The organism is Arthrobacter castelli DSM 16402 (assembly GCF_000430705.1).
GTDB classification, from domain to species: domain Bacteria; phylum Actinomycetota; class Actinomycetes; order Actinomycetales; family Micrococcaceae; genus Arthrobacter_C; species Arthrobacter_C castelli.
Window position 1 is genome coordinate 354,283 of the sequence record NZ_AUMN01000001.1, and the last position, 26,680, is coordinate 380,962.

Here is a 26,680-nt window from a genome sequence, read left to right on the forward strand (position 1 = left end):
GGCCATGGAAGAGACAAGCGTACGTACCCTGATTGTCGACGACGACTTCGCCGTCGTGGCCATGCACCGGCGCTTCGTCGACGGGCTGGAAGGCTTCGAAACCGTCGCCACCGCCACAACCGGCGAAGAGGTGGTGCCGATCGTGCGGGAGCGGGAGATCGATCTGGTGCTGCTGGACGTGTATCTGCCGGACACCAGCGGACTCGAAGTGCTGGGCCGGCTGCGGGCCGCAGGCTTCCATCAGACCGGCGTCATCATGATCACCGCGGCCAGCGAGCAGGAGGCCGTGAAACGGGCGCTCGGGCAGGGCGTCGCAGATTACCTCGTGAAGCCGTTCTCCAAGGACCAGCTATACGAACGGCTCCGCCGGTTTCGCTCTTCGCTGGCGGCGCAGTCGCCGGCGGGGCAGGAGCAGGAGTCGCTCAGCCAGGCCGAAGTCGACTCCCTGCTGGGCCGCTCGGTCGAGACGCCCGCGCCGTCGTCGTTGCCCAAGGGCTTGTCCGGGCCCACCTTCCAGCTGGTGTCGAAGACCCTCAGGGAGGCCGGTGCGGATATGGCCGCCTCCGAGGTCTCGGCCAGCTGCGGAATATCCCGGGTCAGCTCCCGGCGCTATCTGGAGTACCTGGTCTCCCGCGGTCTTGCGGAACTGCGCCCCCGTTACGGTTCCACCGGCCGGCCCGAACACAGGTACCGCTGGCTCCGCTAAGCGAGGAGTCGGCGAGCATCTGGGAGGAATACTACGATGCTGGGATGGACGAGTTGGATGCCAGGCTGCAACGGATCGGGCAGCACCGCTTCCGGGCAAAGTTCCGGCTGCGTGGCCGGGACCGCGCCGTCGTCGACCTGCGCGGCGTCACAACTGTGCGCCGACACGCCGAGGAGCTGATTGAGCGCCGGCTGGCCCCGGCTGAACCGCGCAACGACGGCCGCCAGACGCCCTACCGGGGGCATCCCGTGTTCGTCGCGCAGCACGCCACCGCAACGTGCTGCCGCACCTGCTTGGAGCGTTGGCACGGCATTCCCGCCGGGCATGAGCTCGACGACGCCGAGCGAGGCTACGTCGTTGAAGCGATCTGCCGATGGATCGCAGGGCAGTACGCTCCACTTGGCCCGCCACCGTGAGCCGGTCGAAGAGGCGGTTGCTCAGGCGGACGGCCCAGCCAGACGGATTTCACAACGGAGGCCACTTGAACGGGCGAGTCGGGCGTCGGCTGTGACCAAAGGGCAACCGTAGGTTTCGGCGGCCGCAATGTAGGCGGAATCGTACCCAGTAACGTTGTCGCGGAGCTGCCACATTCGGGGTAGCAGGGCAGTGGTGGCCAGCAGGTCGATTGTCGAGTCTGCCAGAGCGTCGAGAGCATCCAAGGCGCGCTGTCTGCTGATCCTGTTTCCGAGGTGTCGGCCGCGTATCGCAGAGAACGTCTCGACCACCAAGTGCTCAGGGGCTGCCCAGTGTGTGTCGCGGGCGAGCTCGGCCCGCGCCCTCTGACCGACTGAACCGTCATCGGTGAGTGCGTTGGTAAGCGTGGATGCATCTACGATGATCAAGCGACGTCGCTTGGCGATGCTGGTTGTCCATTGAGCTGGACATCTCGCTCGGCACGCGCACTGTCCAGTCCGTCAGTGGCCTCGCCGGATGACAGCCGGGATCCGTCGTCACGCCCGGCGAAGCGGTCCAATAGGGGCAAGTTGGCTGAGCGTCGTGCCTCTTCCTCCACCAGTGACAGCAGGAAGGCTTGCAGCGACTGTCCTCGGGCGCGTGCGCGCTCGGACAGTGCCTGCCGTACATCGTCAGGGACATCGCGAATCTGCAAAGCAACCATGCATGCAGTTTACATGGTTCGCTCCGATTTGGGTACATTTCGAAAGCTCAGGACCCCGATAGTCCATGCTTGGGTAGTGAATTGCTGCTAGTGGCGAATGAATCTCGGACTCCTGATCGACGTGCATTCTTCATATGCGCATACGACTGTATACACTGGTATCCAGCAAACGGAAGAGGGAGAACCAGTGGAACAGAATATGCTCGATGCGGACGTCATCGTGGTCGGTGGGGGCAATGCAGGATTCACGGCGGCACACGCCGCAGCGATGCGCGGACGAAAGGTGTTGCTGCTGGAAAAGGGTGCGGCCGATATGGCCGGCGGCAATAGCTACTACACCGCCGGAGCCACCCGGATCTCTCATGCGGGCTTGGATGACATCGCCGACTTCGTCGAGCCGGACAAGCGTCACAGTGTCACCGAAGTTCCTCCCTATCCGGCCGCCGAGTACACCGCGGACCTGGAGAAGGTCACCGAGGGCCGCAACGACTCCGCGCTGACCGAGGTGCTGGTCTCCGAAAGCCAGCAGACGCTGCGGTGGCTGAACAGCCTGGGACTGAAGTACCGGTTGATGTATGAACGCCAGGCCTACGAACGGCCCGACGGAACCTTCCTGTTCTGGGGCGGTCTGCACGTGGGCAACGTCGGCGGGGGAGAAGGCCTCATCGCGGATCACACCCGCGTCGCCGCAGAGCTCGGCTACGAGGTGCGGTACGGGCAGCAGGTGCAGGAGCTGGTGTACGACGGCGGCAAAGTCACCGGTGTGCGCGTGGCGCAGCCGGACGGAACGCTGGCCGAACTGCGCAGCGAATCTGTGGTGCTGGCCGCAGGCGGCTTCGAATCCAGCCCGGACTGGCGTCGCCAGCACCTCGGGAAGGGCTGGGAGAACGCCAAGGTCCGCGGCACCCCGTATAACACCGGCGACCTGATCTCTGCAGCCCTGGCGGTCGGCGCGGGCCGTGGCGGAGACTGGAACACCTGCCACAGCGTGCAGTGGGATGCCTTCACCGCGCAGAACGAGTCCAACCGCGAGCTGACCAACCGGCTGACCCGGCAGAGCTACCCGCTGGGCATCATCGTCAATAACGAGGGCAAGCGGTTCCTGGACGAAGGCGCGGACTTCCGCAATTACACCTACGCCAAATACGGCAAGGAGATTCTCGCCCAGCCCGGATCCACCGCCTACCAGATCTTCGATGCCACCCTGCGCCCGATGCTGCGCACCGAGGAGTACGAAATGCCCGGCATCTCCGTCGAAACCGCCGACACTATCGAAGAGCTCGCCGCAAAGATCAAAGTTCCGGCAGAAGACCTGGCCAAGACCGTCGCCGATTACAACGGCTCCATCGACCGCTCCATCACCTTCGACCCAACGGTCAAAGACGGACGCAAGGCCGACGTCGAGCCGGTCAAGTCCAACTGGGCGGCACCGCTGGAAACCGGCCCGTTCTACGCCTACGGCGTCACCTGCGGAATCACCTTCACCTTCGGCGGCATCAAGTCGGACACTCATGGCAGGGTACTCAATGACGACGGCGGCCACATCGGCGGTCTCTACGTCTGCGGCGAGATGCTCGGCGGGCTGTTCAGCGCCAACTACCCGGGCGGCTCCGGCCTCGCCGCCGGTTCGGTGTTCGGACGCCGCGCCGGTACGCTGGCGTAGCCATGGACCATCAGAGTATCTACACGCGGCTCAAGGACGAGATCCTGCACGGCAAACACCCGCCGGGCACACCGCTGCGGGAAACCTCGCTGGCGAGCCGGTTCGGCGTCTCCCGCACCCCCGTGCGGGAAGCGCTGGGCCGGCTGCAGCACGAAGGCCTGCTCGAGCGCGGCCAGCGCGGACTGCAGGTGCGCCGCGTCGACCCGGAACAGATCCTGCAGGTGTACGACATGCGCATCATGCTCGAAGAGGAAGCCGCCCGGCAGGCGGCGGCCGCGCGCACCGAGATGGATCTGGTCCGCCTCGACAGCCTGCTGGAACGGGACCGCTCCCTAAGCGCCCCGGATGACGCCACCCGGATTGCCACCAACCTCGAGTTCCACGCTGCCATCTGGACGGCGGCGCATAACCCGGTGCTGGAGGACCTGCTGGAACGCCTCTCCACCCACCTGGTGCACGCGCCGACGTCGACGCTGTCGGTGGGGAACAGGTGGCCGGAATCGCTGGACGAGCACGCCGGCTTGGTCGAGGCGGTACGCACGCGGGACACAGACAATGCCGGTTTGCACGCGAAAGAACACATGACGACGGCGCGTAACCTGCGCCTGGAGATGTTCCGCCACTCTGCTGGCGGGTAGGTCAGCGTTGCCGCGCCGGCTCGACGCACATGCTGGTGGGGTTCAGTCGTTCGGAAGCTCGATGTCCCTGGCGTTGAGACACTTTTCATCCTGAGGAATCTGATCCACAGCGCCGCTCACATCCACCAGCACGGTGCTGGAAGCGACATTGTCCGGATTGATCAGCACCTCGGTGGCCGGATTGCGGCCGTAAGTGGTCAGAGTCCAGTTCTTCTTGCCCTCTTCAATTATCCAGTCCACGCCGTTGACCCCGACACACCTGTCGGTGGTCGGACCAGGTTCGGGCACGCCACAGCGCAGCACCACTTTCGACGGATCGCCCCACGCGGCCGTCGCCTGGCTGTCGGTCTCCCGCTTCTCAAATCCAGCCACCTTGTCCGGCAGTGCGATCATGATTTGAGCGCACTTCGGATCGGCGGCATTGGCCGCTGGCTCGACGTGGACGGTGGGGGTGCACCCGGTCAACGCAAGCGTGCCACCCAAAAGTGCGGCAATCAGGGCATGACGGAATCGGGCAACGTTTCGCATCCTCCAACCGTATCGTGCGATAGAATCGGGCCTTGCCTTGAACTCTAGGGAGTCAACTTAGTGAGCAACGTCTTCGATCAACCAGACTCATATGATGAACAACCCCGTAAGCGGCATACCACCCGGAATGTGTTGTTCGTCTTTCTGGGTCTATTTCTCATCGCAGCGCTGGTGGCCGGCACCTATATCTATAACCTGGCCAACACGTTCAACAACAGCACCCAGAAAATCGAGACGGCGTTCCCCGACGAGTCCTCTCGGCCGACCAAAGAACCCGAAGATAAGAACCCCGGTCCTGAAGCGGTGAACATCCTGCTGATGGGCAGCGACACCCGGGCGGACATGGGGAATCTGACCTCCGGCAGCCCCACCGGGGAACGATCCGACACGATCATGCTGATGCACATCCCGCCGGATCGCGAAAACGTCTATGTGATGTCCATCATGCGCGACCTCTGGGTCGAGATTCCCGGACACGGTATGAACAAGATCAATGCCGCCATGTCCTTCGGCGGGATACCGTTAACCGTTCAGACCATTGAGGGCATGTTCGACGACCGCATCGATCACGTGGCCGTCATCGACTTCCAAGGCTTCAAGGCCCTGACCGAGGCACTTGGCGGCGTGACGGTCAACGTCCCCTACAGCTTCTCGACGGGGGAGTACGCATTCGAAGCCGGCCCCATGACACTGGAGGGCGAACAGGCGCTTGCGTTCGTTCGCGAACGTAAGGCGTTCTCCAGCGGTGATTACCAGCGGGTCGCCAACCAACAGATCTTCGTCAAGGCATTACTGTCGGAGTTCCTGAACGCCAAGACGTTGACGAATCCGGGGCGTATTAGCGACGTCGTAAAGAACTTTGCGCCATACATCAGTGTCGATGAACAATTGGACGCTGGTCGTGTCGGAGAACTTGCCTTCTCGCTGCGTGGGGTGCGGAGCGATGATGTCAAGATGTTCACGCTTCCAACTCAGGGAACTGGCACCTCTGACGATGGCCAGTCCATCGTGCTGAAGGATGAGCAAGCCATCGAGCGCATTTCGCAGGCGCTCGATGACGGCACTCTGGGCCAGTACCTGCAGAGCCAAGGTTTGGTTAATAGTGGAGGCTGACTCGGCAAGGTATAGTACCTAAGGCCGCCAAGCAGCCACCCGCCCGCATACACGCGTTTATTACAAGGAAATTGGTGACATCACATGGAGTTGCAGGACTACCTGAAGGTATTCCGCCAGCGGTGGCTTTCCATCGTTATCTTTGCGATTGCCGGGTTGGCTATAGCAGCCGTATACACCTTCCTGCAGACTCCTCAATATGAGGCCAGAACTCAGCTCTTCGTCTCCGTTGGCGGGTCCGAGTCGCCCACAGATGCTGTCCAGGGCTCCACGTTCGCGGACTCCCGGATTTCCTCGTACGTGACGCTGGCGACGAGTCCGTCTGTTCTGGAGGCCGTAAAGAACGAACTGGATTTGGAGAAATCCGTAGATCAACTGGCAGGGTCCGTGACGGCCAGTTCCCCGTCGGAAACCGTGCTCATCAACGTCACAGCCACAGATCCAGACCCCGAACTTGCTGCCGATATATCGGTGACAACTGCGCAGAAATTGGTTCAGGCAGTTGAACGAGTCGAGGACGTGGGCCTGGTGCAGCTGAGCGTCTTCGAGAAGGCCGCGGTACCGACGGAACCGGTAACGCCGCGCACGACCATTAATTTGGCGTTGGGGGGCGTTCTCGGGCTGTTGATTGGCATGGGCGTCGCGGTTTTGCGGGAAATACTCGATACTCGGCTGCGGTCAGAGGAGGACATCAAGCGGGTCACCGATGCCGGCGTGCTGGGGACATTCGCTGCGGAGTCCGATATGGACCGTCATCCGCTAGTGACACAGCAGGAACCATACAGTCCGCGGGCTGAAAGCTTCCGTCAATTGCGTACCCATCTGCATTTCACCAACATTGAAGGCGGTTCGCAGAGCGTTGTCTTTACGTCGTCTGTCCCGGGCGAAGGTAAGAGCATCTCGGCCATTAACCTTTCCATCATGCTAGCCGAAAGCGGAACAAGAGTGCTGCTGGTCGATGCAGACCTCCGCAGACCCCGGGTGGCGAAGTATTTGGGGCTGGAAAATGTCGTCGGGCTGTCGACGGTCCTGTCACACCAGGTCTCTTTTGAAGACGCTGTTCAAAGCTGGGGGCCGGGTGGCGCACTAAACGTCATGACGGCCGGCCAGCTTGCTCCGAACCCAAGCGAGCTTCTCGGATCGCCCGTGATGGAGAAGCTCGTTCAGCAAATGGAAGAGCAGTATGAAGTTGTCATCATTGACGCTCCGCCGCTCCTGCCAGTGACGGATCCCGCGGTGTTGGGATCCATCGCCAGTGGAATTATTCTTGTGGTGAGCGCAGATGGCATGGTTAATCGGGACGAACTTGCACGATCAATTGAGAATATTGATGCTGTGAACGCTCGACTGCTGGGGCTGGTTCTTAACCGGCTTCCCATCACGCGTGGCAACTACAGCTACTACGACTACAAGCCGGATGCACCATCCAAACCACGTCGAGGCAAGGGAAAACGCGAGCTATCGGGCATGAGGCACCTCTAGACATGGAATCACCGAGTCCTTTTCGTATTCTCACGGTATGCACAGGGAACGTCTGCCGTTCCGCCATGGTGGAACGAGTCCTACAAGCAATGCTCGACCAAAGTTCGCCCGGTAGTTTTGACGTGCGCAGTGCCGGCACGCACGCGCTCGTGGGCCAAAGCATGACGGCGGAAATCGCGCAATTGGTTCGAGACGCAGGTGGAAGCGATACGGGGTTCGAATCAAGGCAACTGACGGGACAGGTGCTTGCTGAGCAAGACCTGGTACTGGCGCTAACGAGGGAACACCGGGCGAAGGTCTTGGAAATTTCTCCAAAACATCTTCGCCGCACCTTCACGCTGAGGGAATTTGGTCGTATGGTGCAACTCATTACCGAGGAATCAGGATCCGCCATCGAATGGTCGGCAACTGCTTACGACAGGTGGAAGCAGTTGATCCCCGCTGTCACATCCGTGAGGCACCAGGTCATTGGGACGGCTGCCGACGACGACGTCGTGGACCCGTACCGCAGAGACATGAGCGTACATCATCAAATGTTGCATCAGATCGAACCGGCCCTTGCCGCCTTATCTGGGTTTCAAACCCGCTCAGTAGAGGCGCAAGCCTGAACAAATTTCATTGGGGGACTAACGAGACGTCACTGGGGGCCAACGGGACGCTAAATGTGAAGGACGATGAAAATGGGACAACCGAGTGCCGTTCCCCGCCAATTTGGTCAGTTCGTCATCGACGCCCTTATCTGGGGCTTGGCAATATGCTTTGGCGTGCTCCTGCGTTTCGACTTCAACGCTGCAATGGCCAATTGGTCGTGGGTGTTTGTCTACTGCGCTATGGCGGCTGTATTACAGGGTGTCGGCGGTTCATTCGTTGCACTGTACAGGGGACGGTACAGGTACGGATCGTTCGATGAAGCGCGGCCCCTTGTCTGCGTCGTTGTCGGTGTCGGGGGAGTGCTTTTTGTACTCGGCCTCCTGCTCATCTCCGCCTCAGGTGTTCCACGGAGCACTATTCTCATAGCCCTCCCTGCAGCGTTCGCCATGATGGGAGCCGTACGCTACTGGCGCAGGATTGCTGTCGAACGCAAGCATCGGCCAGGCGATAATGCACAGCGTGCCTTGGTCTACGGTGCCGGACATCTGGGCGAAAATGTCGTCCGCAACATGCTTAAGGACCCGATCTCACCGTATGTGCCGGTTGGATTGATCGATGATGACCTTCGCAGGCAGCAGTTGCGATTGACCGGAGTGCCGGTTCTCGGTCAGGGGACCGACTTGGAGGAGATAGCCGAACGTACCGGAGCCAGCGCACTCATAATGTGTATTGCCCGGGCCGAAGCCGATACCGTCCGGGAAATTTCCGACCGGGCGGATTGTGCGGGACTGCGATTGCTGGTGCTGCCGCCCCTGGAAGAGATACTTGAAGGTGGCGGACAGCTTACCGACGTGCGCGATGTCAGGATCGAAGACATCATTGGCCGCCACCCGGTCGACACGGACATCGCCTCGATCGCCGACTATCTCGCGGGCAAGAGGGTTCTGGTTACCGGAGCCGGTGGTTCGATTGGTGCAGAGCTATGCCGCCAGATCGCAAAGTTCTCCCCCGAAGAGCTGATTATGCTCGATAGGGATGAGTCCGGGCTGCAAACTACGCAGCTTTCGATCCTGGGCCATGGTTTATTGAACAGCAGGGACGTTGTGCTCGCAGATATCCGTGATCGCGATGTCGTCGGTGGCATTTTCTGCGAGCGTCGGCCGCAAGTGGTTTTCCATGCGGCCGCATTGAAGCACTTGCCATTGCTCGAGCAGTATCCCGAAGAAGGTTGGAAGACGAACGTTCTGGGAACTTTGAATGTCATCGAAGCCGCGTTGGACATACAGGTGGACACTTTCGTCAACGTTTCCACTGACAAGGCAGCGGACGCGACGAGCATATTGGGTCGCACCAAACGGCTCGGTGAGCGTTTGACAGCATGGGCCGCAGAAAGGACAAACGGGACTTTTCTATCCGTTCGCTTCGGGAACGTCATCGGCAGCCGCGGCTCTATGCTGCCACTATTCGCCGGGCAAATTGAAAGAGGAGGGCCGGTTACCGTCACCCACCCTGACGTAACGCGCTATTTCATGACGATCCCGGAGGCCTGTCAACTGGTTGTTCAGGCGGGAGGTATTGGCCGGGACGGTGAAGTACTCATTTTGGATATGGGAGAGCCCATAAAGATTCTGGACGTGGCTAAGCGGATGATTAACATGACTGGCCGCGACATTCCGATCGAGTTCACCGGGCTCCGGCCAGGGGAAAAGCTCCACGAGGTGCTCATTGGGCAGTCCGAGCACGACGAACGTCCACTGCACCCCAAAATTTCACACGCTTCCGTTCCAGGTTTGGAACCTGGCGAACTTCCGGCATATGCCGTGGATGAAGGCGCTCCATCGGTCCTCCAGCAACCAAGCCAATCATAATGGCTCCAACCTGTCGGCCATTTGTCACAAGAGATTGAAGGTCATGAATATGAACACGTCTTATGCAGGCAAGAAAATTCTGATCACCGGAGGAACAGGGTCCTTTGGCCATACCGTGGCAAAGAAGCTCCTCGACCGTGATGTGGAAGAAGTACGGATCCTGAGCAGGGATGAGGCTAAGCAGGATGCGATGCGCCGTCAGCTTGCGGACCCGAGACTGCGCTTCTACGTGGGGGACGTCCGGGAATACCAGAGTGTTGATCGGGCCGTGAAGTCCGTGGATCACGTATTCCACGCGGCGGCGTTGAAGCAGGTTCCCTCCTGCGAATTCTTTCCGATGGAGGCTATTCGTACCAATATCCATGGCAGCGAAAACGTGATCAGGGCCGCTGAGGCGCATGGGGTTGCATCCGTTGTTTGCTTGAGTACCGATAAAGCCGTGTACCCAGTCAACGCCATGGGCATGAGCAAGGCGATGATGGAGAAGGTGGCTCAATCGCATGGTTTGAACAATCGTGAAGCGGAGACAATCGTATCCTGCGTCCGGTACGGGAACGTGATGTACTCCCGCGGATCGGTGATTCCGCTGTTTGTCGATCAAATAAAGTCCGGAAAGCGATTGACTATTACCGACCCGGATATGACCAGGTTTATGATGTCGTTGTCCGATTCTGTGGAGCTGGTCGAGTTTGCGTTCAGCAACGCGAACCAGGGAGACCTGTTTATCCGCAAGGCTCCTGCTTGCACAATTGGCGACCTGGCGAAGGCCGTCGGTAACCTATTCCAAATATCGCCCGAAATTGACGTGATTGGCACCCGCCACGCTGAAAAGGTTTCAGAGTCGTTGGCAAGCCGCGAAGAACTTGCCCGGGCGCGGGACATGGACGACTATTTCCGTATCGAAGCGGACACTCGTGACCTGAACTACAACGTCTTCTTCTCCGAGGGAGACCCCAATCAAGTGATGTACGACGACTATGATTCCCATTCAGTTTCACGTATGGATATACCAGAGATTGAAGCCCTGCTTCTAACTCTGCCCGAAATTCAGTCCGAACTGCAGATCGCCGGTATCGAGCCGCGAATAAGCGTTGCTGGATAGTGAAACAGTCTCTACAAAGCGAGGCGCTCTGCTAATCTGGAACGGCGATAATCCGCCGTTCCTCTGCAAACCGAACTGGATTGCTGCTGCGGAATTTCAGGCTTCGACGATGAGCTCGACAGCTGAGGCCGTGCATGCTGTAAGCGACACACCGTCCTCACGCTCAAGCCCACTTTCCGGCAAATGGGATCAGCGACATGCTGAACTAGAAGGAGGTTCACGATGGCCGACCGCGTGCTGATGTCGCCGCCCGACGTCGGACAGGTTGAGGAGGAGTACGTTCTCCAGGCAATGAGATCGGGTTGGGTGGCTCCCACCGGACCTGACGTCACGGCATTCGAGAATGAAATTGCTGACCGGGTAGGAGTTGGACACGCAGTTGCGCTGAGCTCCGGTACCGCTGCGTTGCATCTCGGCATGCTTGGCCTTGGAGTTGGGCCCGGCGACGTGGTGATCGTACCCACGATGACCTTTGTGGCCAGCGCGAATGCAGTGACGTATACCGGCGCCCGGCCCTGTTTCGTTGATGTCAGCCCTGACGATGGAAATATGGATCCTCAGGTGCTTCGGGATGCCATTTCCTACGTGCAGGCTGAGGGACACCATGTAGCAGCCGTAATGAGTGTCGACATATTCGGCGTATGCGCAAATAACACAGCTATCGCCAAGGTGTGCGCTGACGCAGGCGTGCCCTTGATCGAGGACGCAGCCGAAGCTCTGGGAGCTACAGATGAAACGGGCCAAGCTGCGGGAAGCTTTGGCAGGGTCGCAGCACTGTCATTCAACGGCAATAAGATAATGACCACCAGCGGCGGCGGCATGCTTGTCAGTAACGACAAGGAGCTGGCCGATCACGCACGGTTCCTGAGCACTCAGGCACGGGAGCCAGTGTTGCACTACGAACACAAACACATAGGCTACAACTATCGCATGAGCAATATCCTCGCGGCGTTGGGCCGGGGGCAGCTGAGCCGCTTGGACTCGATGATCGCCAGGCGCCGCGAAATCCGCGAGATCTATCACTCTCTGTTCGACCCGCTGCCCGGGATACGTCTTTTCGGCGCTGAGCAGGAACAGACGGCCAACTGCTGGTTGTCGTCGGTCGTGGTTGACCGTGAGGTGGCCGGCTTCTCGGCGAGTGAACTCGGCGAATTCCTCAACGGCCGCAATATCGAATGTCGTCCGTTGTGGAAGCCGATGCACCTGCAGCCGACTTTTGCAGACTCCCTCCGCTATGTGACAGGAGCAGCCCAGGGTCTCTTCGAAAGCGGCCTGACACTACCCAGCGGATCGGCACATGATGATGCAGTCATCAACGGAGTCACTGAGACGATTCGCGAGTTTATGGCGGCTGGAGCATGAAGGTTGCGGTCACAGGCGGGCATGGCTTCCTGGGCTGGCACACTGCGGTCAGGCTGCGTGCACTTTACGACATCGAGCCGGTATTGCTACGGCGCGAAGACTTCGCCGACCCATCCGGGCTTTCGACTGCACTGAGCCAAGTGGATACGGTCATCCATTTGGCCGGGGTCAACAGAGCCGGAACTGACGACGAGGTCGAGTCCGGGAACATGCAGATTGCAGAAGTCCTCGCGGAGGCGCTGACAGAAGCCGGCGGACGACATCACGTTGTTTATGGCAACTCCATCCAGTCCGAACTTGATAACCCTTACGGCCGGGGCAAGGCACGGGCGGGAGAGGCGCTGAAATCAGCACTGATGACTACCGGCGGCTCTGTAGCAAATGTGCTGCTGCCGAATCTCTTCGGCGAGCACGGCCAACCGTACTACAACTCCTTCGTCGCCACCTTCTGTCATGAGATTGCACATGGACGCAAACCTGAAGTGACCGGGGACAAAGAGGTGCGTCTACTGCATGCACAGCGGGCCGCTGACCTTTTGATCGAATCGTCCCTTCGTCGTGAGAATCACCAGCGGACCCCCGAGGGCGATTCTTTTCAAGTCAGCGAAATCCTGATCCGCCTTATCGACTTTGATGATGCATACGGGCAGGGTCAGATACCAGCCTTGACCGACCCTTTTACGATCGATCTATTCAACACTTTCCGGTCATATCTGTTTCCTCAGCATTTTCCGTTCCGACCCAACGTGAACGCAGATGAACGCGGAGAGCTGTTCGAGACGGTCCGGATGCACGGTGGGACAGGACAAACGTTCGTGTCCTCAACTGTCCCAGGGGCAGTTCGAGGCGAGCATTATCATCTAAACAAGATCGAACGGTTCTTCGTGCTGAAGGGCACGGCGGAGATAGCTCTGCGTCGTGTCCTGGACGATGAGATTCTCCGTTTTCGGATCACTGGCGATGAACACGGCTTCGTGGACATGCCCACGATGTGGACCCACAAGATCAGCAATGTGGGCGAAGATGAATTGCTCACCATGTTTTGGACGGATCAGCTATTAGACCCGGCTGCCCCCGACACCTACCGGGAGCACGTCGAGTCCGAAGGGAACCGAGGTCTGTGACTAAAGTAATGACGATCGTGGGTACGAGGCCTGAGATCATCCGGCTCTCCCGGGTGATAGACCGTCTCGACGATACGGTGGACCATGTGCTGGTTCATACGGGCCAGAACTACGACCGCCAACTGAACCAGGTGTTTTTCGATGACCTTGGACTTCGGGCCCCCGATCATTACCTGGACGTGAACACCTCGTCGCTGGGGCAGGTCCTTGGCGAGATCCTGATCAAATCAGAACAAGTACTTCTCTCGGAGAAACCCGATGCCGTGCTGGTTCTTGGAGATACCAACTCCTGCATTGCAGCTGTGATGGCCAAACGGATGCGTATTCCCGTCTACCACATGGAAGCTGGAAACCGGTGTTTCGACGAGAACGTTCCAGAAGAAACGAACCGCCGCCTCGTCGATCACGTCGCAGATTTCAACTTGGTCTATACAGAACATGCACGGCGCAATCTGCTGTCGGAAGGGCTCCACCCACGCAGGATTCTGCTGACAGGTTCTCCGATGCGGGAAGTCCTGGAACGATACCGGAACGAAATTGACGCCTCGGATGTGGTGGGCAAGCTGGCTCTTGAACCTCAGAAGTATTTCCTCGTTTCAGCCCACCGCGAGGAGAACGTTGACTCACCTGAACGATTGGGGCAGCTTGTTGACTGCCTGAAGGCTGTGTACGAGCAGTGGAACTTTCCTGTCATTGTTTCGACACATCCCAGGACACGGCGGCGCCTTGCTGCCTTGGACGCTGATCTTGGCGAGGCAGATATCCGGTGGCTGGAACCCTTCGGGTTTCACGATTACAACAAGCTGCAACTTGAATCGGCATGCACGCTCTCTGACAGCGGAACTATCTCTGAAGAGTCCTCCATACTCGGCTTTCCTGCGATCACTTTGCGGGATTCCATAGAACGGCCTGAAGCACTGGACAGTGGCTCGATCACCATGACGGGCCTTGAGGCGGGCAATGTTGTTGAAGCCGTCGATCTCGCATTGCAGGTTGGTTCCCGAGGCTTGTCGATGCCGGCGGGATATGAGATCAACGACACGAGTAACCGCGTCGTCCGCTTTATTGTGTCGACTTGGCGCAGGCATGCGCAATGGGCGGGCCTTCGCAAATGACCGATGGGACTGATCGTGAATCGACGGTGCAACGGCGTTCGCTCGGGGGGCATGTCGTGGAAGCTGGCTTGGCGGCCGTTGGCTTCGATGCCAGTGCCAATAACGATGTGGCGCTCGTTGAAACGGCGCGACCACACCGCTCACCATACCGGATCGTGCTGGCTCAGAACGCGTGGAACGTGGTTGACATTTCCACATTCTGGACCCTGCTGGGTAACTACCCGATGTCCCGCCGCCTTCGATATATCGTTCGGCGTGTGATTGCAGGGATCAATCTCCGCCGGGCAAAAAAAGTTGTTTGTCTTACTGAGTCGATGTCCGCCCTTTGTGCCAAGTACTCCAGTAATGTCGTCACGTCGCCTGTGACAGTCCCGGTTGACTTCCTCTCGCGGTCAGCTCCGCAGGCAGAAGCCGACTGGTCTGATACCGTCCTCGTTCCCGGGACCGTAACCTGGCACAAAAATCCGGTCGAGGCCATCCGGATAGTGCAAGCGCTTCAACGTAATGGGACGTCAATCGCCAAGGTCGTTTTTGCGGGCTCCGACGATGGCTCCGGTAGCTGGCAGGAAGTTGAATCGGCCGCAAACGCCGCCGGTATTCCCTGCTCGCGAATGAGGTTGTCGCGGGACGAGATGTCCATTGCATGTGCCTCGGCAGCGGCTGTGGTGATACCAAGCCATCTCGAGAGCTTGAGCCTTTCGATGGCGGAAGCATTGGCGACTGCTTCGATTGTCATTGCGAGTGATATTCCGGCGCATCGGGAGCTTGCCCGCCGGTTGGGCCGTGAGCCGGTATGGGGCCGTGATGAAGTTGGTCTTGAACGGCTTCAGGAGCAGGCTCTGCCGGATCTCGATGTCAACGGACTTTGGCGGGAATGGAACAGACTAGGCGAATCCCTTGACTTGCCAACGATGGCTGGTCCTCCCGAGGGGTAGGGCCGGAACATCAGCATCCGCATTATGGCACTGAATTTCAGTTAGAGGTATTCATGAACGCAAGCGCAAAGATCAGCGAACAGATGCGACGCGTGGCGGCGCGCTCCACCAGAGAAATTATGCGGCGTCGCGGAACTGATTTGGGTATGTACATGGGGTGTGGATTTCCCAAATCCGGCACCGTGTGGCTCTGCCAGCTTCTCGGCACTGCGTTGGGCGTTCCGTACCCGCGTGAGTACCGGTCTCCGATTGCGATGGCCTCGGTGATACATACCCACTGGCGCTATGACGCGAAGTATCCGGCCACCGCGTACATTAGGCGCGACGGTCGCGATGTCATGCTGTCACTCTATTTCTATTATGTTCGCGCTTTGGACCATCCAGGTAAGCCAAGCCGCGCGCGGAATCTGCGCGAAATGTTTGAACACATGTATGGGCCGGGCTTCGATGCGACAGCTGTACGTGAGAACCTGCCGAAATTCATCGAGACCCAGATGCGTTCTCCCCGTGGGTCCGAAGGGCTTGCCTGGCATCAACACGTCTCGGATTGGTGGCAGAGACCCGGGGTTGCACACGTGTCGTACGAGGAACTGCTCGCTGACCCAGTGCCGGCCGTCATGAGGCTGACTAACGAGCTGACTGGATCTGCGGACGATAATATCGCCCGCCTGGCTGCCGAACGGTGGTCGTTTGCCACGGCGGCTCAGCGCAAACCCGGGCAAGAGGACCGATCCAGTTTCATGCGCAAGGGAGTCGCCGGCGACTGGAGTAACTACTTCAGCCGCGAAGCCGGAGAAGTTTTTGACTCCTTTGCCGGCGCAGAGTTGGTGGAGTTTGGGTATGCGTCGGATAGAGATTGGTATCTGAATCTGTGAGGACTCTCAAAACCCAGGTACGTGCAGGCGCTCGAAGCATGGCTCTCGATGCCTTATCCACATGGCGCTCTGTCAGTGGAAGAGACAGGGAAGCGTTCGAACGCCCCCGGGTCTACTTTCCATACCTGCACGACGTGCCAGAGGACGAAGAAAACGCTTTTCGGGCGTTTGTCGAGATGTTATCGGACAGCCATACATTTCTCTCGTACAGCGATGCGATAGATAGAGTCCTCAATGGGCCAATTGATAAGCCCTATGTGGCGTTCAGCTTCGATGATGGTTTTGCGAGTAACATCGCTGCATCGAGAATCCTTGAGGAATATGGCGCAACAGGTTGCTTTTTTGTGCCACCGGGTTTTATCGATAGCAAACTACCGACCGCTGATGCGATGAGAGAGTTTGGCTTTTCCCCAGGGACCTGCGAGGAACCCATGACATGGAGCGATCTCGAGGACATGAAATCCAGAGGCCATGAAATCGGAAACCATACCTTGAACCACAGGACTTTGTCGTCCATTTCCGAGGAACAAGCGTCAGACGAAATATCACGGGGCGCTGATCGAATCCGTGGAGTCCTTGGTGAATGCCGGCACTTTGCCTGGCCGCGGGGTCAGTTCAAGCACATGACGGATATCGCGGCACGCACAGTATTCGAAACGGGGCACGACAGTTGTGCTTCAGCGGAGCGAGGGGCACATGTTCAACCGCTCCATAGTGATCCACAGTTGCTGTGCGTCAGACGTGACCACATTATGACATCGTGGCCTTTACGGCACGACAAATACTTTATTGGAAGGGCCAGCGAGACGGCGTCGGGACAATCGAATGCATGGCCCCACGGTTGGAGTGTCAGGCCATGACTTCACTGCCGGATTTCCTCGTAATTGGTGCTCAGAAGTGTGGCACGACAACGCTCTACGAAGATCTGCGATCTCATCCCCGCGTTTTCATCCCTGACAAAGAGACCTCCGGTTTAGTGGATCTCAAATTAGATGATGCGTCCTCAGTTGAGAAGTATTGCTCCATGTTCGAGCAGGGCGGAAGCCGCTTGAGCGGTGAAGTCTCCACCTTATACTCGATGCTGCCAATGTACGACGTGGCGCGGACCGCGGGACGGCTGTTGGGGGCAGCACAGATTTTGTACATAGTGCGCGAGCCGATATCGCGTGTGATCAGTCATCATCACCATGAATTCTCGGCCGGGGCTATGGGGCCTGATATCGACGTGGAGGTGGAACAGCGCCCCGAACTGGTCGACAACTCCCGCTACGCAACCCAAGTCGCGCCGTGGATCGACGCGTTTGGCAGGTCGAATGTTCACATCATTCGTTTCGAAGATTATATGGCGGATCGCCAGGCGGGAGCCGACGGCGTGTTCCGCAAATTGGGTCTTGACCAATGGAAACTGCCAACAGCCTCTGAGGCATTCAACACAGCCGATAATAAGTTCCTTGCGACCGGTCTTAGGGGGAAGGTTTCACGTAGCACGCCGTATCGGAGACTGATCAGACCGCTATTCCCGGAGGCCGTCCGCCGCCGGCTCATGCGCCTGGTCTTGCCCAAACCGCCAAAAAGACCTAATCCTCCCAGTGAAGATACAGTGGCAGAGCTCGTCCGTCGTTTGCAACCGGAAGTAGTGGCCCTGTCCGAATGGACTGGTGGCGAACTATGGTGGGATCTGAACACCGTCTTGGAGAACCACCGTGGTTAAACTCCAGTCCGGCCAGCCTCGCCGCCTCTCCCTGAGGCGAAACTTCAGCTGGAATTTTGCGGGCACCGTCACCTATAACCTTGCTCAGTGGCTGTTGTTGGTCATTCTTGCCCATGTTGCTGGTGCGGCGCAGGTCGGTCTGTTCTCTCTCATGCTGGCTATTTCGGCCCCGGTCTTCCTGACAGTCGGGTTGAACCTGCGAGTCCTGCAAGTTACCGATGCAAGCCGCTTTTGGCGGTTGTCGGAATATTTGGCACTGCGTCACATTCTGAACCTGTTGGCGGTATTGCTCACTGTCGCTGCGGGAGCCATTGCGGGGCTTCATGGTGAGGAACTTTTCGCGCTCGTCATCATAGCTCTGGCCAAGTGTGTCGAGGCGGTCAGCCAAACGTATTATGCGTACTTCCAGCAGCACGACCGTCTGGATCTGGTCGCTCGTGATTTGGTGGCGCGGAGTGCAACTGGTCCCATATTGTTCCTGATCGGGGTGGCTTACGGAGGGAATCTTGTATTTGGCGCCAGTGGCCTGCTGGTGGGGTGGCTGATACCGCAACTCCTCCTGGATCGCCCGAACGCCCGGCGCCTTGCAGCACAAGGCGGACTGGCACTACGTAGAGAGGGTGGCCTGGACTGGAGATCTATGGTCAGGCTGGCGCGCAAGGGCGTTCCACTGGGATTGGACCAAGGGCTGAGTTCGTTAGCAATAAACATCCCGCGATATGCGGTACAAGGCGTCCTCGGGCCCGCGAGTTTGGGAATCTACGCGACCTTGGCGTATCTCGCTCAGACAGTCCAGCTGATCACGTCGACGCTGACAACTGCAGCAATAAACCGGCTCTCTATTCATCATTACGAAGGCAGGAAGAAAGCGTTCCTGCGTCTGTTGACCAAGCTTACTGCCTTCGGGATGGCGGTTATGGCAGTGGCGATACTTGGTGCCTTCCTACTGGGAGAGCCCTTCCTGCAACTGGTGCTCGGCGAACAGTATGCCGATAGGAGCCTGCTGATCGCGCTCATGCTCAGTGCCGGTGTGACGACCTTTCAACGTGCGCTGTGTAAGGGAGTGGAAGCCGCGCGTCGGTTCAAAACATACGTCCTCGTGGATATAGCAACAACTGCGGGCGTTGCAGGTTTGTCTTGGTACTGCGTTGAGCGTTGGGGTCTTGAAGGCGCAGCTGTGGCGATGGCCGGCGGCTTTGGTATCGGCATTATCGTTGTCGGCGTTGTTCTTTTCGATGTAGTTCGTAAAATGCCCAAGGTAGCTGCATCCGAAGTCCGAGAAGAGCCTGGGAGTTGATCCGTGACCGTTAAACATGCTTCCTCGGCGGCGGAAGTGCGTTCTCGAGTAAGCCCGAGGCGGATCTCTCCCGCTCTCATCGCCTGGCTTATTGCTCTCGTGCTGTGCTATATCGGCGAATTAACGGTGTTGGGATCCAAGCAGACGCAGCTCGCCATCTCGCTCATCGGGCTGGCGCATAGTGTCTCGGGGTTCTGGTCAGATGGAGGGAAGCGCATTAGTGCGCCGGGCATTTCGTTCTTTGCCTCAGCTCTTTTCGTGTATTTTCCGGGAGCTTATTTAGCTCTCACTCCAGCCGCGATGTTTTACCATCTTGACCTGACTCGAGCGATTACGATCGTCCTGGTTATGCAGGTACTTGCTTATCATCTTGTGTGGCAGTATCGCAGGGTTTCGAACAGCTCCGACGTCAAGACGATACCGCCAAGTGTCGCTCGGCCTGGTATGGTCCTGGGGCTGGTTTTTCTGGCTGCTGGCGTGGGGGCATCATTCACAGCAGTGGGAGAAAACCCAATGGTGGATGCATTAGTTTACTCCGGGCTTGTTCTATACGGAGTATCGGCCCTGCACTGCAATCGTAATGCTCTATTCTCATATTTAGTCATTGCTGCTGGTTTCTTGATTTATCTAGAGATAATTTTCACTGGATTCGGGCGGTTGACGATCGGTTCCTTGGGGATGGCTTTGGCAATGGCGGCAACGCATCGCTGGTCTGGCCGCTTGGCAAAGTCCGCGCTGATCATCGGGACTGCTCCAGTGATCGCTTACATGGCCACGAAACGGGTCGATTTTAAGTCGACTATGGTCTCGAATGTAGATAGTTCGGTGACGGGACTTGAATCGGTGCTGAGCCCCCTGGCCAGATTTTCCCAACTCCTCGATATGTCTATTTCCGGTGTCCTCGACCATACTTGGGGAGAGTCGATATACGCGTCCGCGGTGGTGCTGATTCCAAGGGCGATCTGGCCGGACAAGCCGGTTGGTTTGGGCGCGGAATTGGGCGCGATGTTTCGCCCTGATCTTTCGGACTCATATTCAGCGCTTGCCCTGATGCACGGGGAAGCTGTATACGGTTTTGGAATCCTGGGACTGCTACTCTTGTTCCCGCTGTTTACCTGGATGGTGTCTTTGGTCGATAGACTCATCGTCAACTCACAAACGCGCACGACCAAGGGACTGTCAGACCTGGCATTGACGACCGCTGGCGTGACCCTGGCAGCCAGTATCGTAGACCTGACGTGGGGCGGGACGTTTACTTTTGCTTCAGCTGTTGCGCCCCGTTTGGTACTCATCCTGGGCGTCTACGCGATAGCCCGTCTCCTGGAAGCGGCAAGGCGCGACCCCGGCGGAAGCAGAGAGATGAAGAACCCGGGCGCGCACGTCCGATAAAGTGGTCCGGGCCGGCAGGAAATAGCTCACCAACTGACCGCGAACTTCCCGTCGCAAGTTAGCCAGACAGCAGCCGATTCATGAGCCACGTTGGTGCCGCGACAAGCCGCTGCTGGGTCGTAGTCAGCTCGTCGCGCCAGCGCTCATCTGCGATCAGCTTCGTAGGTCCGCTGCCGCCACGTCGAGGGTTTCCGACAGCAGCGTGACTGGTCTCGCGGGGACGCAGCTCATTACCGACGAATGTGGAGGGGTCGAATGCAATCCCGGAGACTGAGCAGAGCGCCTGTGTGACCGTAGCTGGCCGCTGCATCAGTTCCTCATATCGAATTTTCAGACCATGCTGCGCACGCCATCGACCCAGGGCAGCCGTCGAGTTGGCTGACAGCCAACGGAGTATTGCGGCCGACAATGAACCGCCTGGAGGTAACGACTCTTCGTTGCCTCGTTGAACATTCCGGGACCGCAGGGTAGAGGCTGCAACCGCCCGGGGATCACGAATGAGCTGGACCGTCGTTACATTATTGCTGTCATCCAAATCATGAAAGAGGAGTGCGGGCAATGTCTTGGATGTGTCAATCAAGACTTCTGAATCCGTGATTGACAGCGCCGAATTCACCAGGGCCGAGGTTGCAGACACCAGCCTCTGCTCGTCGGCAGTCCAGCTGGCAGGATCACGGCGCATCTGCGCAAGACGTCGTGGACGTGTGGTTCGCGATAGTCGGGCACGGGTGGTAGCCAAGGTCGAGTATTCATCACGGGTGATTCCGTGTTCAGCCTGAATCTGTCCGAGGGCTGCGCCCCAAACTTCGCAGTCGATTAAACGCTGACCGCAGGCGCAGCGATTGCCGCGAGCTGCGTCGCGCCAGAAGAGCGCCATCTCGCCGCCATCGAGGACTCTCGGTTGGGCACCGAGAATTTCGCCCAGAAGAGTCGAGCCGCTGCGCGCGGCGCCCGCGATATAGACGATGGCCGGCATCAGGCGTCCTTATTTGTGGTTGGCTGGTTGGGAATCGGCGTGCAAAACGCTCCGCAACGTTTCGCTGAGGAACCGGATATCAGACAGCAGCGAGTGATTGTCCACATACTCGCAATTCAATCTGACCTTCTCCGGCCAGATTACTTCCCGGTTGTAGCGTTCAGGGTCGTCAGCAACATTGAGCAACTGTTCCTCGTGGCGGAAAGCAATCGTTGCCGGTCCGGTAATTCCAGGCCGGACCGACAGTATCCGGCGGTCCGCGTCATCCAGAGTATCTGCAAAGCCGGGTACATCCGGCCGGGGGCCGACTAAACTCATATCCCCCCGGAGGACGTTAATCAATTGAGGGAGCTCGTCGATCTTCAACTTGCGCATCACGGCGCCGGACCGGGTGATTCTTGAGTCCGCACCCGTCGTGACCGTCGTCGTGATGAGGGGGGTGTTGCGCATCGTACGGATTTTGAGCAGTTGGAAAAGCTCACCGTGACGGCCCACGCGGCTTTGGCTGAACAGGCCGGAATGTTTGGTCTCCGCTGCTGCGACGATCACTGCACCGGCGATAACAGGCGCTGTGACAACGAGGAGAACGAAGGAGACGGTCACGTCGAATGCACGTTTGGTTGACTCACTCCGAGCATTTGGCGTTCGTTCAGGCATATCCAAGCTTTTTCATCGTGCTACCGCCTAAGTTCCTCAGGTGCCCGGCCGTTTTATCGCCGAGAGACTTTTGCCCCTGCCCAATGCTCCTGCTGTTGACGCCCTTGACGGCCTCTGAGCTGAAAGCGTCGCGCTTGTCGAGGAAGTCAAGGATGTGATCCAAGCCATCGGTGGGAGCCTGGACGAACTGTTCGTACTCAACATTGAGTACCTGATCATCGGGGAGTTTTTGCAGGCCGCGCAAGGAGGAGTCCACGCAGCGCTGCCACTGGATCATGGCCAACTCTTCCAGGGTGTGTTCATCCTGCAGCCGCTTAAAGTCGTGCGGCCTCGGTCCCCACCACGAAGTGACCTGTTGGTTCTGAGCCCGGGCCCCTTTATCGTTGCGCACCTCCAGCCGCTTCCGTGCCATCTTGGCGGCATAGAACGCCAGGTCGGAAGGCGGCGCATACCGTGCCTTGGCCAGGGTGTATTTCAGGTCGAACTCGGCGTTCCAGCGCCGCACGGCGGAAGCAGCGGCGTCAACACCATCTCGGTGGATAAATACATACTTTGCCTTGGGGAAAGCTTGTGCCACGAAGTCCACCCGCAAAGAGTTGGCGCAGGTCTTCTCAACAACGGTGTCAGCTTTATACTTTTCGCCGATCCTGGCGAATTGGCGATGCAGGTAGTGACACACTTCCGGCCGCGCCATACTCGCGGTGAAATCATCGGACTCTTCCCGCCTGTTACCGTGACGCCACACCAGATTGATCTCGTCACATGGCCAGGTGGCGAAACCCGGCAGCGATGTAAGGACATCCCGGAGCATATTGGTCCCCGAACGTGGCGCTCCGATGATGATGACATCCTGAGTCATGTATGAATTCCTAGGTTCTCTGGTGGCTTTGGGACAAAAGACCATCCCAACGTTCAAGAATAGCGGTTCGGCTGAACCGGCCACTGGCGACCGCGGTCACCTGCCCGCGTATGGACGGTAGCTCATCCTTGGCGGTGATGGTGTCGTCCAGTACTTGAGTCAGACCGGCCGTATCGCCGGGGGCCGCAACAAAGCCTATCCGTTCCCCGGAGACCATCCGGGCAAGTTCACTGTCTGGCTCCACTACTGCGATCACTGGAAGGTTCTCCGAGAGGTACGTGGCAACCTTGCTCGGATATGCGTAGCGAATTACTTCCGGAATGAGGGGCACCAATCCATAATCAGCGGTTCTCATCAGCGCTCGCGCCTGGGCGGGCGAGCCATGAGGCAGGAATCGTATGCGTAGGGACGGGCGGCTGGCCTCGGCTTCCGCCGCCAATGCCATGAGTTCTTCTTTCGCGATTCCATCTCCCATGAAAATGATTTCGAGCGATCCGGACCGCCGGTCGTCGAGGCGCCCCGCTGCGCGTACTATGTCTTGAAGACCTTGAAAACGCCCCAGGTTGCCTGCGAATACAACGCGAATCCGATCGACATCCGCTTCGCCGGCGGCACGTTCCAGGGAGAGCTCAGACGAGTCAGCATAATCAGGAAGATCGAAGTTGTTGATGATCTGCACGCGGTCGGCAATATCGTGATCCCGTTCCACGAGAACGTTGAGCATGTCTTCTGAAAGTACGACCACTGACGAGGCCTGGCGGCAGGTCCAGATATCCAATCGCAGCAGCGCCCGATAAATCAGGGGATTGGCGAACTCTCCGGACAGTGCGCCGATCTCCGGATGCAGGTCCATGCAGTGGTAAATGAACTGTGATCCCCGCATCCTGGCCGCCGCAGCGACGGCGAAGCCCAACAGCACCGGCGGAGCAGTCGAACACATGATGACGTCATATTTGCGGCCGAACGCGACCCGCAGGAAGACCAGCAGCGGGAAGAGACCCGTATTGATCAGCTTCTGCACCTTGCCACGACGATCCGACGGCAAGGGAAGGCGATGAACTTTGACATCGTCGACGACTTCACTTCGGGCACGCTTGCCGATGTTTGCGTCGGGCTTATATGACGGTTGCGATGTCAGTACGTCCACTTGCCGTCCGGCATCCGTCCACTGTGATGCAATGGTGCGAAGTATCGACGCGTATGGGGGAGTGTCCGGCCAGTAGTAGCGGTGGATCGCCAGAATCCTGGGTGTTTCCGGACTGGGTGTTTCCTGCGGTGACCGGGCCTTCAATGTGCCGCTGACTTTGGCAGCAAAACTCCGAAACGGCAGTTCAATCACCTTCCATACCAAGGGCCCGATTGCTTTCCGCGATACCGTAGCGGTCCGCTTTAAGGGCCGACGAAACTTGAGGTCAAAAGCCCGCCGTTCAGCCTACACGGTCATCCCGAACAACCTTTGAACATTTCGCGGCGCGCATCCGTCGCCCTTAATGTTTGTGACGACTGGGGCGCAGCTGGCGCCCATAGCACGCGTTCACGCTAGAATCGGCGGTTGGGCCAGTCGAATGAAGGCGGGAGCAGATCATCGAAAAGTCAGCGATTCATGACAGTGACCCTGTTGTGGAAGACATTTCCGAGACCGAACTCCTTCAACGCATTTTTCCCCTCCTCGACACCTCGGGGTCAGCGTTGCTCGGCCCGGGCGACGACGCCGCTGTGATCGCAGCCCCTGATGGCCGGACAGTTGTCACTATCGATACCCAGGTGCAGGACCAGGATTTCCGGCTGCGCTGGGCCAACGGCTATGAAACCACCGGCTTCGACGTCGGGTGGAAGGCGGGGGCACAGAACCTGTCCGACATCAATGCCATGGGGGCCGAAGCCACCGCCATGGTGGTCAGTCTGACCATGCCCGGAAAAACGCCCGTTGGCTGGGTCGAAGGCATGGCCCGTGGGCTGGACACTGCAATCAGAGAACTGGGAGGGGGCGCGTGTTCCGTTGCCGGGGGAGACCTGAGCCGCGGCAGCGAGATCGTGGTGACGGTGACGGTGCTCGGCCACCTCGCCGGCCGTGCTCCAGTGCTGCGCTCCGGAGCCATGCCGGGCGACGTCGTCGCCCTTGCCGGCACTGCCGGACGGGCTGCTGCCGGTTTCGCCCTGTTGGAAAGCGGACACGGGATGGACACTCTCGACGAGGATCAGCTGGCGCTGGTGAAGAACCAATGCCGACCGCTGCCCCCGCTGTGGGCAGGGCCGGCGGCGGCTGAGGCCGGAGCAAGTTCCATGATCGACCTCTCCGATGGGCTGGTGCGCGATTCCGGCCGGGTCGCCACGGCCAGCGGCGTCGTCGTCGACCTCGACCTTGCCGCCGTCGACCGCCTCGCCGCTCCGCTGCAATCAACCGCGGAACTGCTGGGCGCCAATGCCCGCGACTGGGCACTCGGAGGCGGAGAAGACCACGGATTGCTGGTTACGTTTAGAGCGGACAAAGAACTGTCGGAGGGCTTCACTAGGATAGGCTCGATATACGCTGGAGAAGCAGGAGTCACTATGAATGGCGACCCTCTGACGATCACGGGATGGGATCATTTTGCACACTAAAACTGCCGCCAACGCTGCCGGCATGCGGAAGTGGCTGAGCAAATCGGAAGAGTGCTTGGGCAACCACAGCGACCGCCTCAATGCCATCAATATCTTCCCCGTCGCGGACGGGGACACAGGCACCAACCTCTACCTGACCATACGAGCGGCCTCCAACGGCGCCGCCGTGGCCGAAACCGAGGACGTCGGCGAAGTTCTCGAGCTCGCAGCCCAGGCGGCCATGGAAGAAGCCCGGGGCAACTCCGGCACCCTTTTCGCCGTGATGCTGTCCGCAATGGCTGAGCCGCTGCACGGGTCCACGCGGCTGACCGGACCGCTGCTCGCCGCGGCGCTGCACCGAGCTCAGATCCGCTCCTGGTCCGCACTGTCCGATCCGGTGCCCGGCACCATGCTGTCGGTGCTGGAATCCAGTGCGGCGGCCGCGGGCACCGCCGGTCCGGCCGACGAAAGCAACGCCACCCTCAGCGATGTCCTCAACGGGGTCGTTGAAGCAGCACGCAAGGCCGTCGTCGACACGGAAGCCCAGCTGCAGGCACTGACCGAGGCCGAGGTGGTCGACGCCGGCGGGGTCGGCCTGCTGTTGATCCTGGACACCCTGCGTGCCGTAGTACTGCACGAGGACCTCCAAGAAGACCTGCTCGATGGGCTGGCCGGTTACAACGTGCAGGACCCCCACCTCTACGCCGATTTCCCCGACGGGGACGGGGTGGAAGTAATGTGCACCGTGAACCTGTCACCGCTCGATGCTGCCGGATTGCGGGCGAAGCTGGACGAGATGGGCGACTCGGTGATTATGAGCGCCGTGACCGAGGTGGAAGAGGGCTACCGGTGGCGGCTGCACGTACACACCGAAGCCTCCGAGCCGGTGCTGGAACAGATTCGTTCCCTGGCCGAACCGTCGAACGTCAGCGTCACCTCATTGTCGGGCACCCCGGCGTAGGAAGCATATGGTGGGCGATCAGCTGGCCAAA

27 protein-coding genes are annotated in these 26,680 nt (G+C 59.0%); 20 read left to right on the top strand and 7 right to left on the bottom strand.

Going from position 1 to position 26,680, the window contains the following annotated elements; translation table 11 throughout:
- Window positions 1-4: 4 nt before the first annotated feature.
- Window positions 5-706 (top strand): response regulator, encoded by a 702-nt coding sequence (locus tag H535_RS0101825; protein ID WP_026818185.1) that lies wholly within the window; start codon window positions 5-7, stop codon window positions 704-706.
- 44 nt (window positions 707-750) lie between these two features.
- A complete protein-coding gene (locus H535_RS0101830; RefSeq protein ID WP_026818186.1) occupies window positions 751-1,122 on the top strand; it encodes a DUF4186 domain-containing protein in 372 nt (123 codons plus the stop codon).
- Window positions 1,123-1,143: 21 nt separating this feature from the next.
- Here H535_RS0101830 and H535_RS30310 read toward each other — a convergent pair whose 3' ends face one another.
- Window positions 1,144-1,548 (bottom strand): type II toxin-antitoxin system VapC family toxin, encoded by a 405-nt coding sequence (locus H535_RS30310; RefSeq protein WP_026818187.1) that lies wholly within the window; start codon window positions 1,546-1,548, stop codon window positions 1,144-1,146.
- Entirely contained in the window at window positions 1,545-1,823 is a 279-nt protein-coding gene (locus tag H535_RS0101840; protein ID WP_026818188.1) for a FitA-like ribbon-helix-helix domain-containing protein, read from the bottom strand. Before H535_RS0101840 ends, H535_RS30310 begins: the two co-directional genes overlap by 4 nt.
- 187 nt (window positions 1,824-2,010) lie before the next feature.
- Here H535_RS0101840 and tcuA point away from each other — a divergent pair, with 187 nt between their 5' ends.
- Window positions 2,011-3,486, top strand: a complete 1,476-nt coding sequence (gene tcuA / locus H535_RS0101845; protein WP_026818189.1) for an FAD-dependent tricarballylate dehydrogenase TcuA — start codon at window positions 2,011-2,013, stop codon at window positions 3,484-3,486.
- A gap of 2 nt (window positions 3,487-3,488) precedes the next feature.
- The gene (locus H535_RS0101850) at window positions 3,489-4,124 is read left to right on the top strand and encodes a GntR family transcriptional regulator (protein WP_026818190.1); all 636 of its coding nucleotides are present in this window, start codon (window positions 3,489-3,491) and stop codon (window positions 4,122-4,124) included.
- Window positions 4,125-4,166: 42 nt separating this feature from the next.
- Here the strand turns inward: H535_RS0101850 and H535_RS0101855 are convergent, their stop codons facing one another.
- Entirely contained in the window at window positions 4,167-4,652 is a 486-nt protein-coding gene (locus tag H535_RS0101855) for a DUF3515 domain-containing protein (protein ID WP_026818191.1), read from the bottom strand.
- Window positions 4,653-4,712: 60 nt separating this feature from the next.
- Between H535_RS0101855 and H535_RS0101860 the strand changes: the two genes are divergently transcribed.
- The 14 genes from H535_RS0101860 to H535_RS0101920 all read left to right on the top strand — a co-directional run bounded on the left by H535_RS0101860 (window position 4,713) and on the right by H535_RS0101920 (window position 20,616).
- Entirely contained in the window at window positions 4,713-5,765 is a 1,053-nt protein-coding gene (locus tag H535_RS0101860) for an LCP family protein (protein ID WP_026818192.1), read from the top strand.
- A gap of 84 nt (window positions 5,766-5,849) precedes the next feature.
- A complete protein-coding gene (locus H535_RS22925; RefSeq protein WP_051298332.1) occupies window positions 5,850-7,247 on the top strand; it encodes a tyrosine-protein kinase domain-containing protein in 1,398 nt (465 codons plus the stop codon).
- A 2-nt stretch (window positions 7,248-7,249) separates the two neighbouring features.
- Complete coding sequence (locus H535_RS22930; RefSeq protein WP_081416368.1) at window positions 7,250-7,855, top strand: arsenate reductase/protein-tyrosine-phosphatase family protein; 606 nt, start codon at window positions 7,250-7,252, stop codon at window positions 7,853-7,855.
- 72 nt (window positions 7,856-7,927) lie between these two features.
- Entirely contained in the window at window positions 7,928-9,706 is a 1,779-nt protein-coding gene (locus H535_RS22935; RefSeq protein WP_051298336.1) for a polysaccharide biosynthesis protein, read from the top strand.
- 43 nt (window positions 9,707-9,749) lie between these two features.
- Window positions 9,750-10,808, top strand: a complete 1,059-nt coding sequence (locus H535_RS0101880; protein ID WP_281171207.1) for an SDR family NAD(P)-dependent oxidoreductase — start codon at window positions 9,750-9,752, stop codon at window positions 10,806-10,808.
- Window positions 10,809-11,030: 222 nt separating this feature from the next.
- Window positions 11,031-12,170 (top strand): aminotransferase class I/II-fold pyridoxal phosphate-dependent enzyme, encoded by a 1,140-nt coding sequence (locus H535_RS0101885; RefSeq protein WP_026818194.1) that lies wholly within the window; start codon window positions 11,031-11,033, stop codon window positions 12,168-12,170.
- Window positions 12,167-13,294, top strand: a complete 1,128-nt coding sequence (locus tag H535_RS0101890) for a polysaccharide biosynthesis C-terminal domain-containing protein (protein WP_026818195.1) — start codon at window positions 12,167-12,169, stop codon at window positions 13,292-13,294. Before H535_RS0101885 ends, H535_RS0101890 begins: the two co-directional genes overlap by 4 nt.
- The gene (gene wecB, locus H535_RS0101895) at window positions 13,291-14,409 is read left to right on the top strand and encodes a non-hydrolyzing UDP-N-acetylglucosamine 2-epimerase (protein ID WP_026818196.1); all 1,119 of its coding nucleotides are present in this window, start codon (window positions 13,291-13,293) and stop codon (window positions 14,407-14,409) included. Before H535_RS0101890 ends, wecB begins: the two co-directional genes overlap by 4 nt.
- A gap of 56 nt (window positions 14,410-14,465) precedes the next feature.
- Entirely contained in the window at window positions 14,466-15,344 is an 879-nt protein-coding gene (locus tag H535_RS0101900) for a glycosyltransferase (RefSeq protein ID WP_162144844.1), read from the top strand.
- A gap of 53 nt (window positions 15,345-15,397) precedes the next feature.
- Window positions 15,398-16,219, top strand: a complete 822-nt coding sequence (locus tag H535_RS0101905) for a sulfotransferase domain-containing protein (RefSeq protein ID WP_081416371.1) — start codon at window positions 15,398-15,400, stop codon at window positions 16,217-16,219.
- Window positions 16,220-16,395: 176 nt separating this feature from the next.
- Window positions 16,396-17,079, top strand: coding sequence for a polysaccharide deacetylase family protein (locus H535_RS30315; protein ID WP_425387251.1), 684 nt, complete (start codon window positions 16,396-16,398; stop codon window positions 17,077-17,079).
- A complete protein-coding gene (locus tag H535_RS0101910) occupies window positions 17,076-17,930 on the top strand; it encodes a sulfotransferase (protein ID WP_026818199.1) in 855 nt (284 codons plus the stop codon). Before H535_RS30315 ends, H535_RS0101910 begins: the two co-directional genes overlap by 4 nt.
- On the top strand, window positions 17,923-19,227 hold the full coding sequence (locus H535_RS0101915; RefSeq protein ID WP_026818200.1) for a lipopolysaccharide biosynthesis protein: 1,305 nt from the start codon (window positions 17,923-17,925) through the stop codon (window positions 19,225-19,227). The genes H535_RS0101910 and H535_RS0101915 overlap by 8 nt, the downstream gene beginning before the upstream one ends.
- Window positions 19,228-19,230: 3 nt before the next feature.
- The gene (locus H535_RS0101920) at window positions 19,231-20,616 is read left to right on the top strand and encodes a hypothetical protein (protein WP_155838470.1); all 1,386 of its coding nucleotides are present in this window, start codon (window positions 19,231-19,233) and stop codon (window positions 20,614-20,616) included.
- A gap of 58 nt (window positions 20,617-20,674) precedes the next feature.
- On the opposite strand, the gene H535_RS0101925 is transcribed toward H535_RS0101920, so the two are convergent.
- From H535_RS0101925 to H535_RS22945, 4 genes are read right to left on the bottom strand one after another with little or no spacing between them, the layout of a single operon-like run.
- On the bottom strand, window positions 20,675-21,592 hold the full coding sequence (locus H535_RS0101925; protein ID WP_026818202.1) for a sulfotransferase domain-containing protein: 918 nt from the start codon (window positions 21,590-21,592) through the stop codon (window positions 20,675-20,677).
- A gap of 9 nt (window positions 21,593-21,601) precedes the next feature.
- Window positions 21,602-22,249, bottom strand: a complete 648-nt coding sequence (locus H535_RS22940; protein ID WP_051298338.1) for a sugar transferase — start codon at window positions 22,247-22,249, stop codon at window positions 21,602-21,604.
- Window positions 22,242-23,108: a sulfotransferase family protein gene (locus H535_RS0101935; RefSeq protein WP_035767945.1), complete on the bottom strand. Its 867-nt coding sequence runs from the start codon at window positions 23,106-23,108 to the stop codon at window positions 22,242-22,244. Before H535_RS0101935 ends, H535_RS22940 begins: the two co-directional genes overlap by 8 nt.
- Before the next feature lie 10 nt (window positions 23,109-23,118).
- Window positions 23,119-24,447: a glycosyltransferase family 4 protein gene (locus tag H535_RS22945; RefSeq protein WP_051298339.1), complete on the bottom strand. Its 1,329-nt coding sequence runs from the start codon at window positions 24,445-24,447 to the stop codon at window positions 23,119-23,121.
- 281 nt (window positions 24,448-24,728) lie between these two features.
- On the opposite strand from H535_RS22945, the gene thiL reads away from it, so the two are divergent.
- Together thiL and H535_RS22950 are read left to right on the top strand one after the other, a co-directional pair.
- Entirely contained in the window at window positions 24,729-25,709 is a 981-nt protein-coding gene (gene thiL, locus H535_RS0101945; RefSeq protein WP_245580112.1) for a thiamine-phosphate kinase, read from the top strand.
- A gap of 22 nt (window positions 25,710-25,731) precedes the next feature.
- Complete coding sequence (locus tag H535_RS22950) at window positions 25,732-26,649, top strand: DAK2 domain-containing protein (protein ID WP_035768110.1); 918 nt, start codon at window positions 25,732-25,734, stop codon at window positions 26,647-26,649.
- Window positions 26,650-26,680: the final 31 nt, after the last annotated feature.

Excerpts from the sequence above, each read along its gene's own strand:
- H535_RS0101825 (WP_026818185.1), top strand. The coding sequence starts at position 5 with ATGGAAGAGACAAGCGTACGTACCCTGATTGTCGACGACGACTTCGCC.
- H535_RS0101830 (WP_026818186.1), top strand. The coding sequence starts at position 751 with ATGGACGAGTTGGATGCCAGGCTGCAACGGATCGGGCAGCACCGCTTC.
- H535_RS0101840 (WP_026818188.1), bottom strand. The coding sequence starts at position 1,823 with ATGGTTGCTTTGCAGATTCGCGATGTCCCTGACGATGTACGGCAGGCA.
- H535_RS0101850 (WP_026818190.1), top strand. The coding sequence starts at position 3,489 with ATGGACCATCAGAGTATCTACACGCGGCTCAAGGACGAGATCCTGCAC.
- H535_RS0101855 (WP_026818191.1), bottom strand. The coding sequence starts at position 4,652 with ATGCGAAACGTTGCCCGATTCCGTCATGCCCTGATTGCCGCACTTTTG.
- H535_RS22925 (WP_051298332.1), top strand. The coding sequence starts at position 5,850 with ATGGAGTTGCAGGACTACCTGAAGGTATTCCGCCAGCGGTGGCTTTCC.
- H535_RS22930 (WP_081416368.1), top strand. The coding sequence starts at position 7,250 with ATGGAATCACCGAGTCCTTTTCGTATTCTCACGGTATGCACAGGGAAC.
- H535_RS22935 (WP_051298336.1), top strand. The coding sequence starts at position 7,928 with ATGGGACAACCGAGTGCCGTTCCCCGCCAATTTGGTCAGTTCGTCATC.
- H535_RS0101880 (WP_281171207.1), top strand. The coding sequence starts at position 9,750 with ATGAATATGAACACGTCTTATGCAGGCAAGAAAATTCTGATCACCGGA.
- H535_RS0101885 (WP_026818194.1), top strand. The coding sequence starts at position 11,031 with ATGGCCGACCGCGTGCTGATGTCGCCGCCCGACGTCGGACAGGTTGAG.
- H535_RS0101890 (WP_026818195.1), top strand. The coding sequence starts at position 12,167 with ATGAAGGTTGCGGTCACAGGCGGGCATGGCTTCCTGGGCTGGCACACT.
- H535_RS0101905 (WP_081416371.1), top strand. The coding sequence starts at position 15,398 with ATGAACGCAAGCGCAAAGATCAGCGAACAGATGCGACGCGTGGCGGCG.
- H535_RS30315 (WP_425387251.1), top strand. The coding sequence starts at position 16,396 with ATGTTATCGGACAGCCATACATTTCTCTCGTACAGCGATGCGATAGAT.
- H535_RS0101910 (WP_026818199.1), top strand. The coding sequence starts at position 17,076 with ATGACTTCACTGCCGGATTTCCTCGTAATTGGTGCTCAGAAGTGTGGC.
- H535_RS0101925 (WP_026818202.1), bottom strand. The coding sequence starts at position 21,592 with ATGCCGGCCATCGTCTATATCGCGGGCGCCGCGCGCAGCGGCTCGACT.
- H535_RS22940 (WP_051298338.1), bottom strand. The coding sequence starts at position 22,249 with ATGCCTGAACGAACGCCAAATGCTCGGAGTGAGTCAACCAAACGTGCA.
- H535_RS0101935 (WP_035767945.1), bottom strand. The coding sequence starts at position 23,108 with ATGACTCAGGATGTCATCATCATCGGAGCGCCACGTTCGGGGACCAAT.
- H535_RS22950 (WP_035768110.1), top strand. The coding sequence starts at position 25,732 with ATGCGGAAGTGGCTGAGCAAATCGGAAGAGTGCTTGGGCAACCACAGC.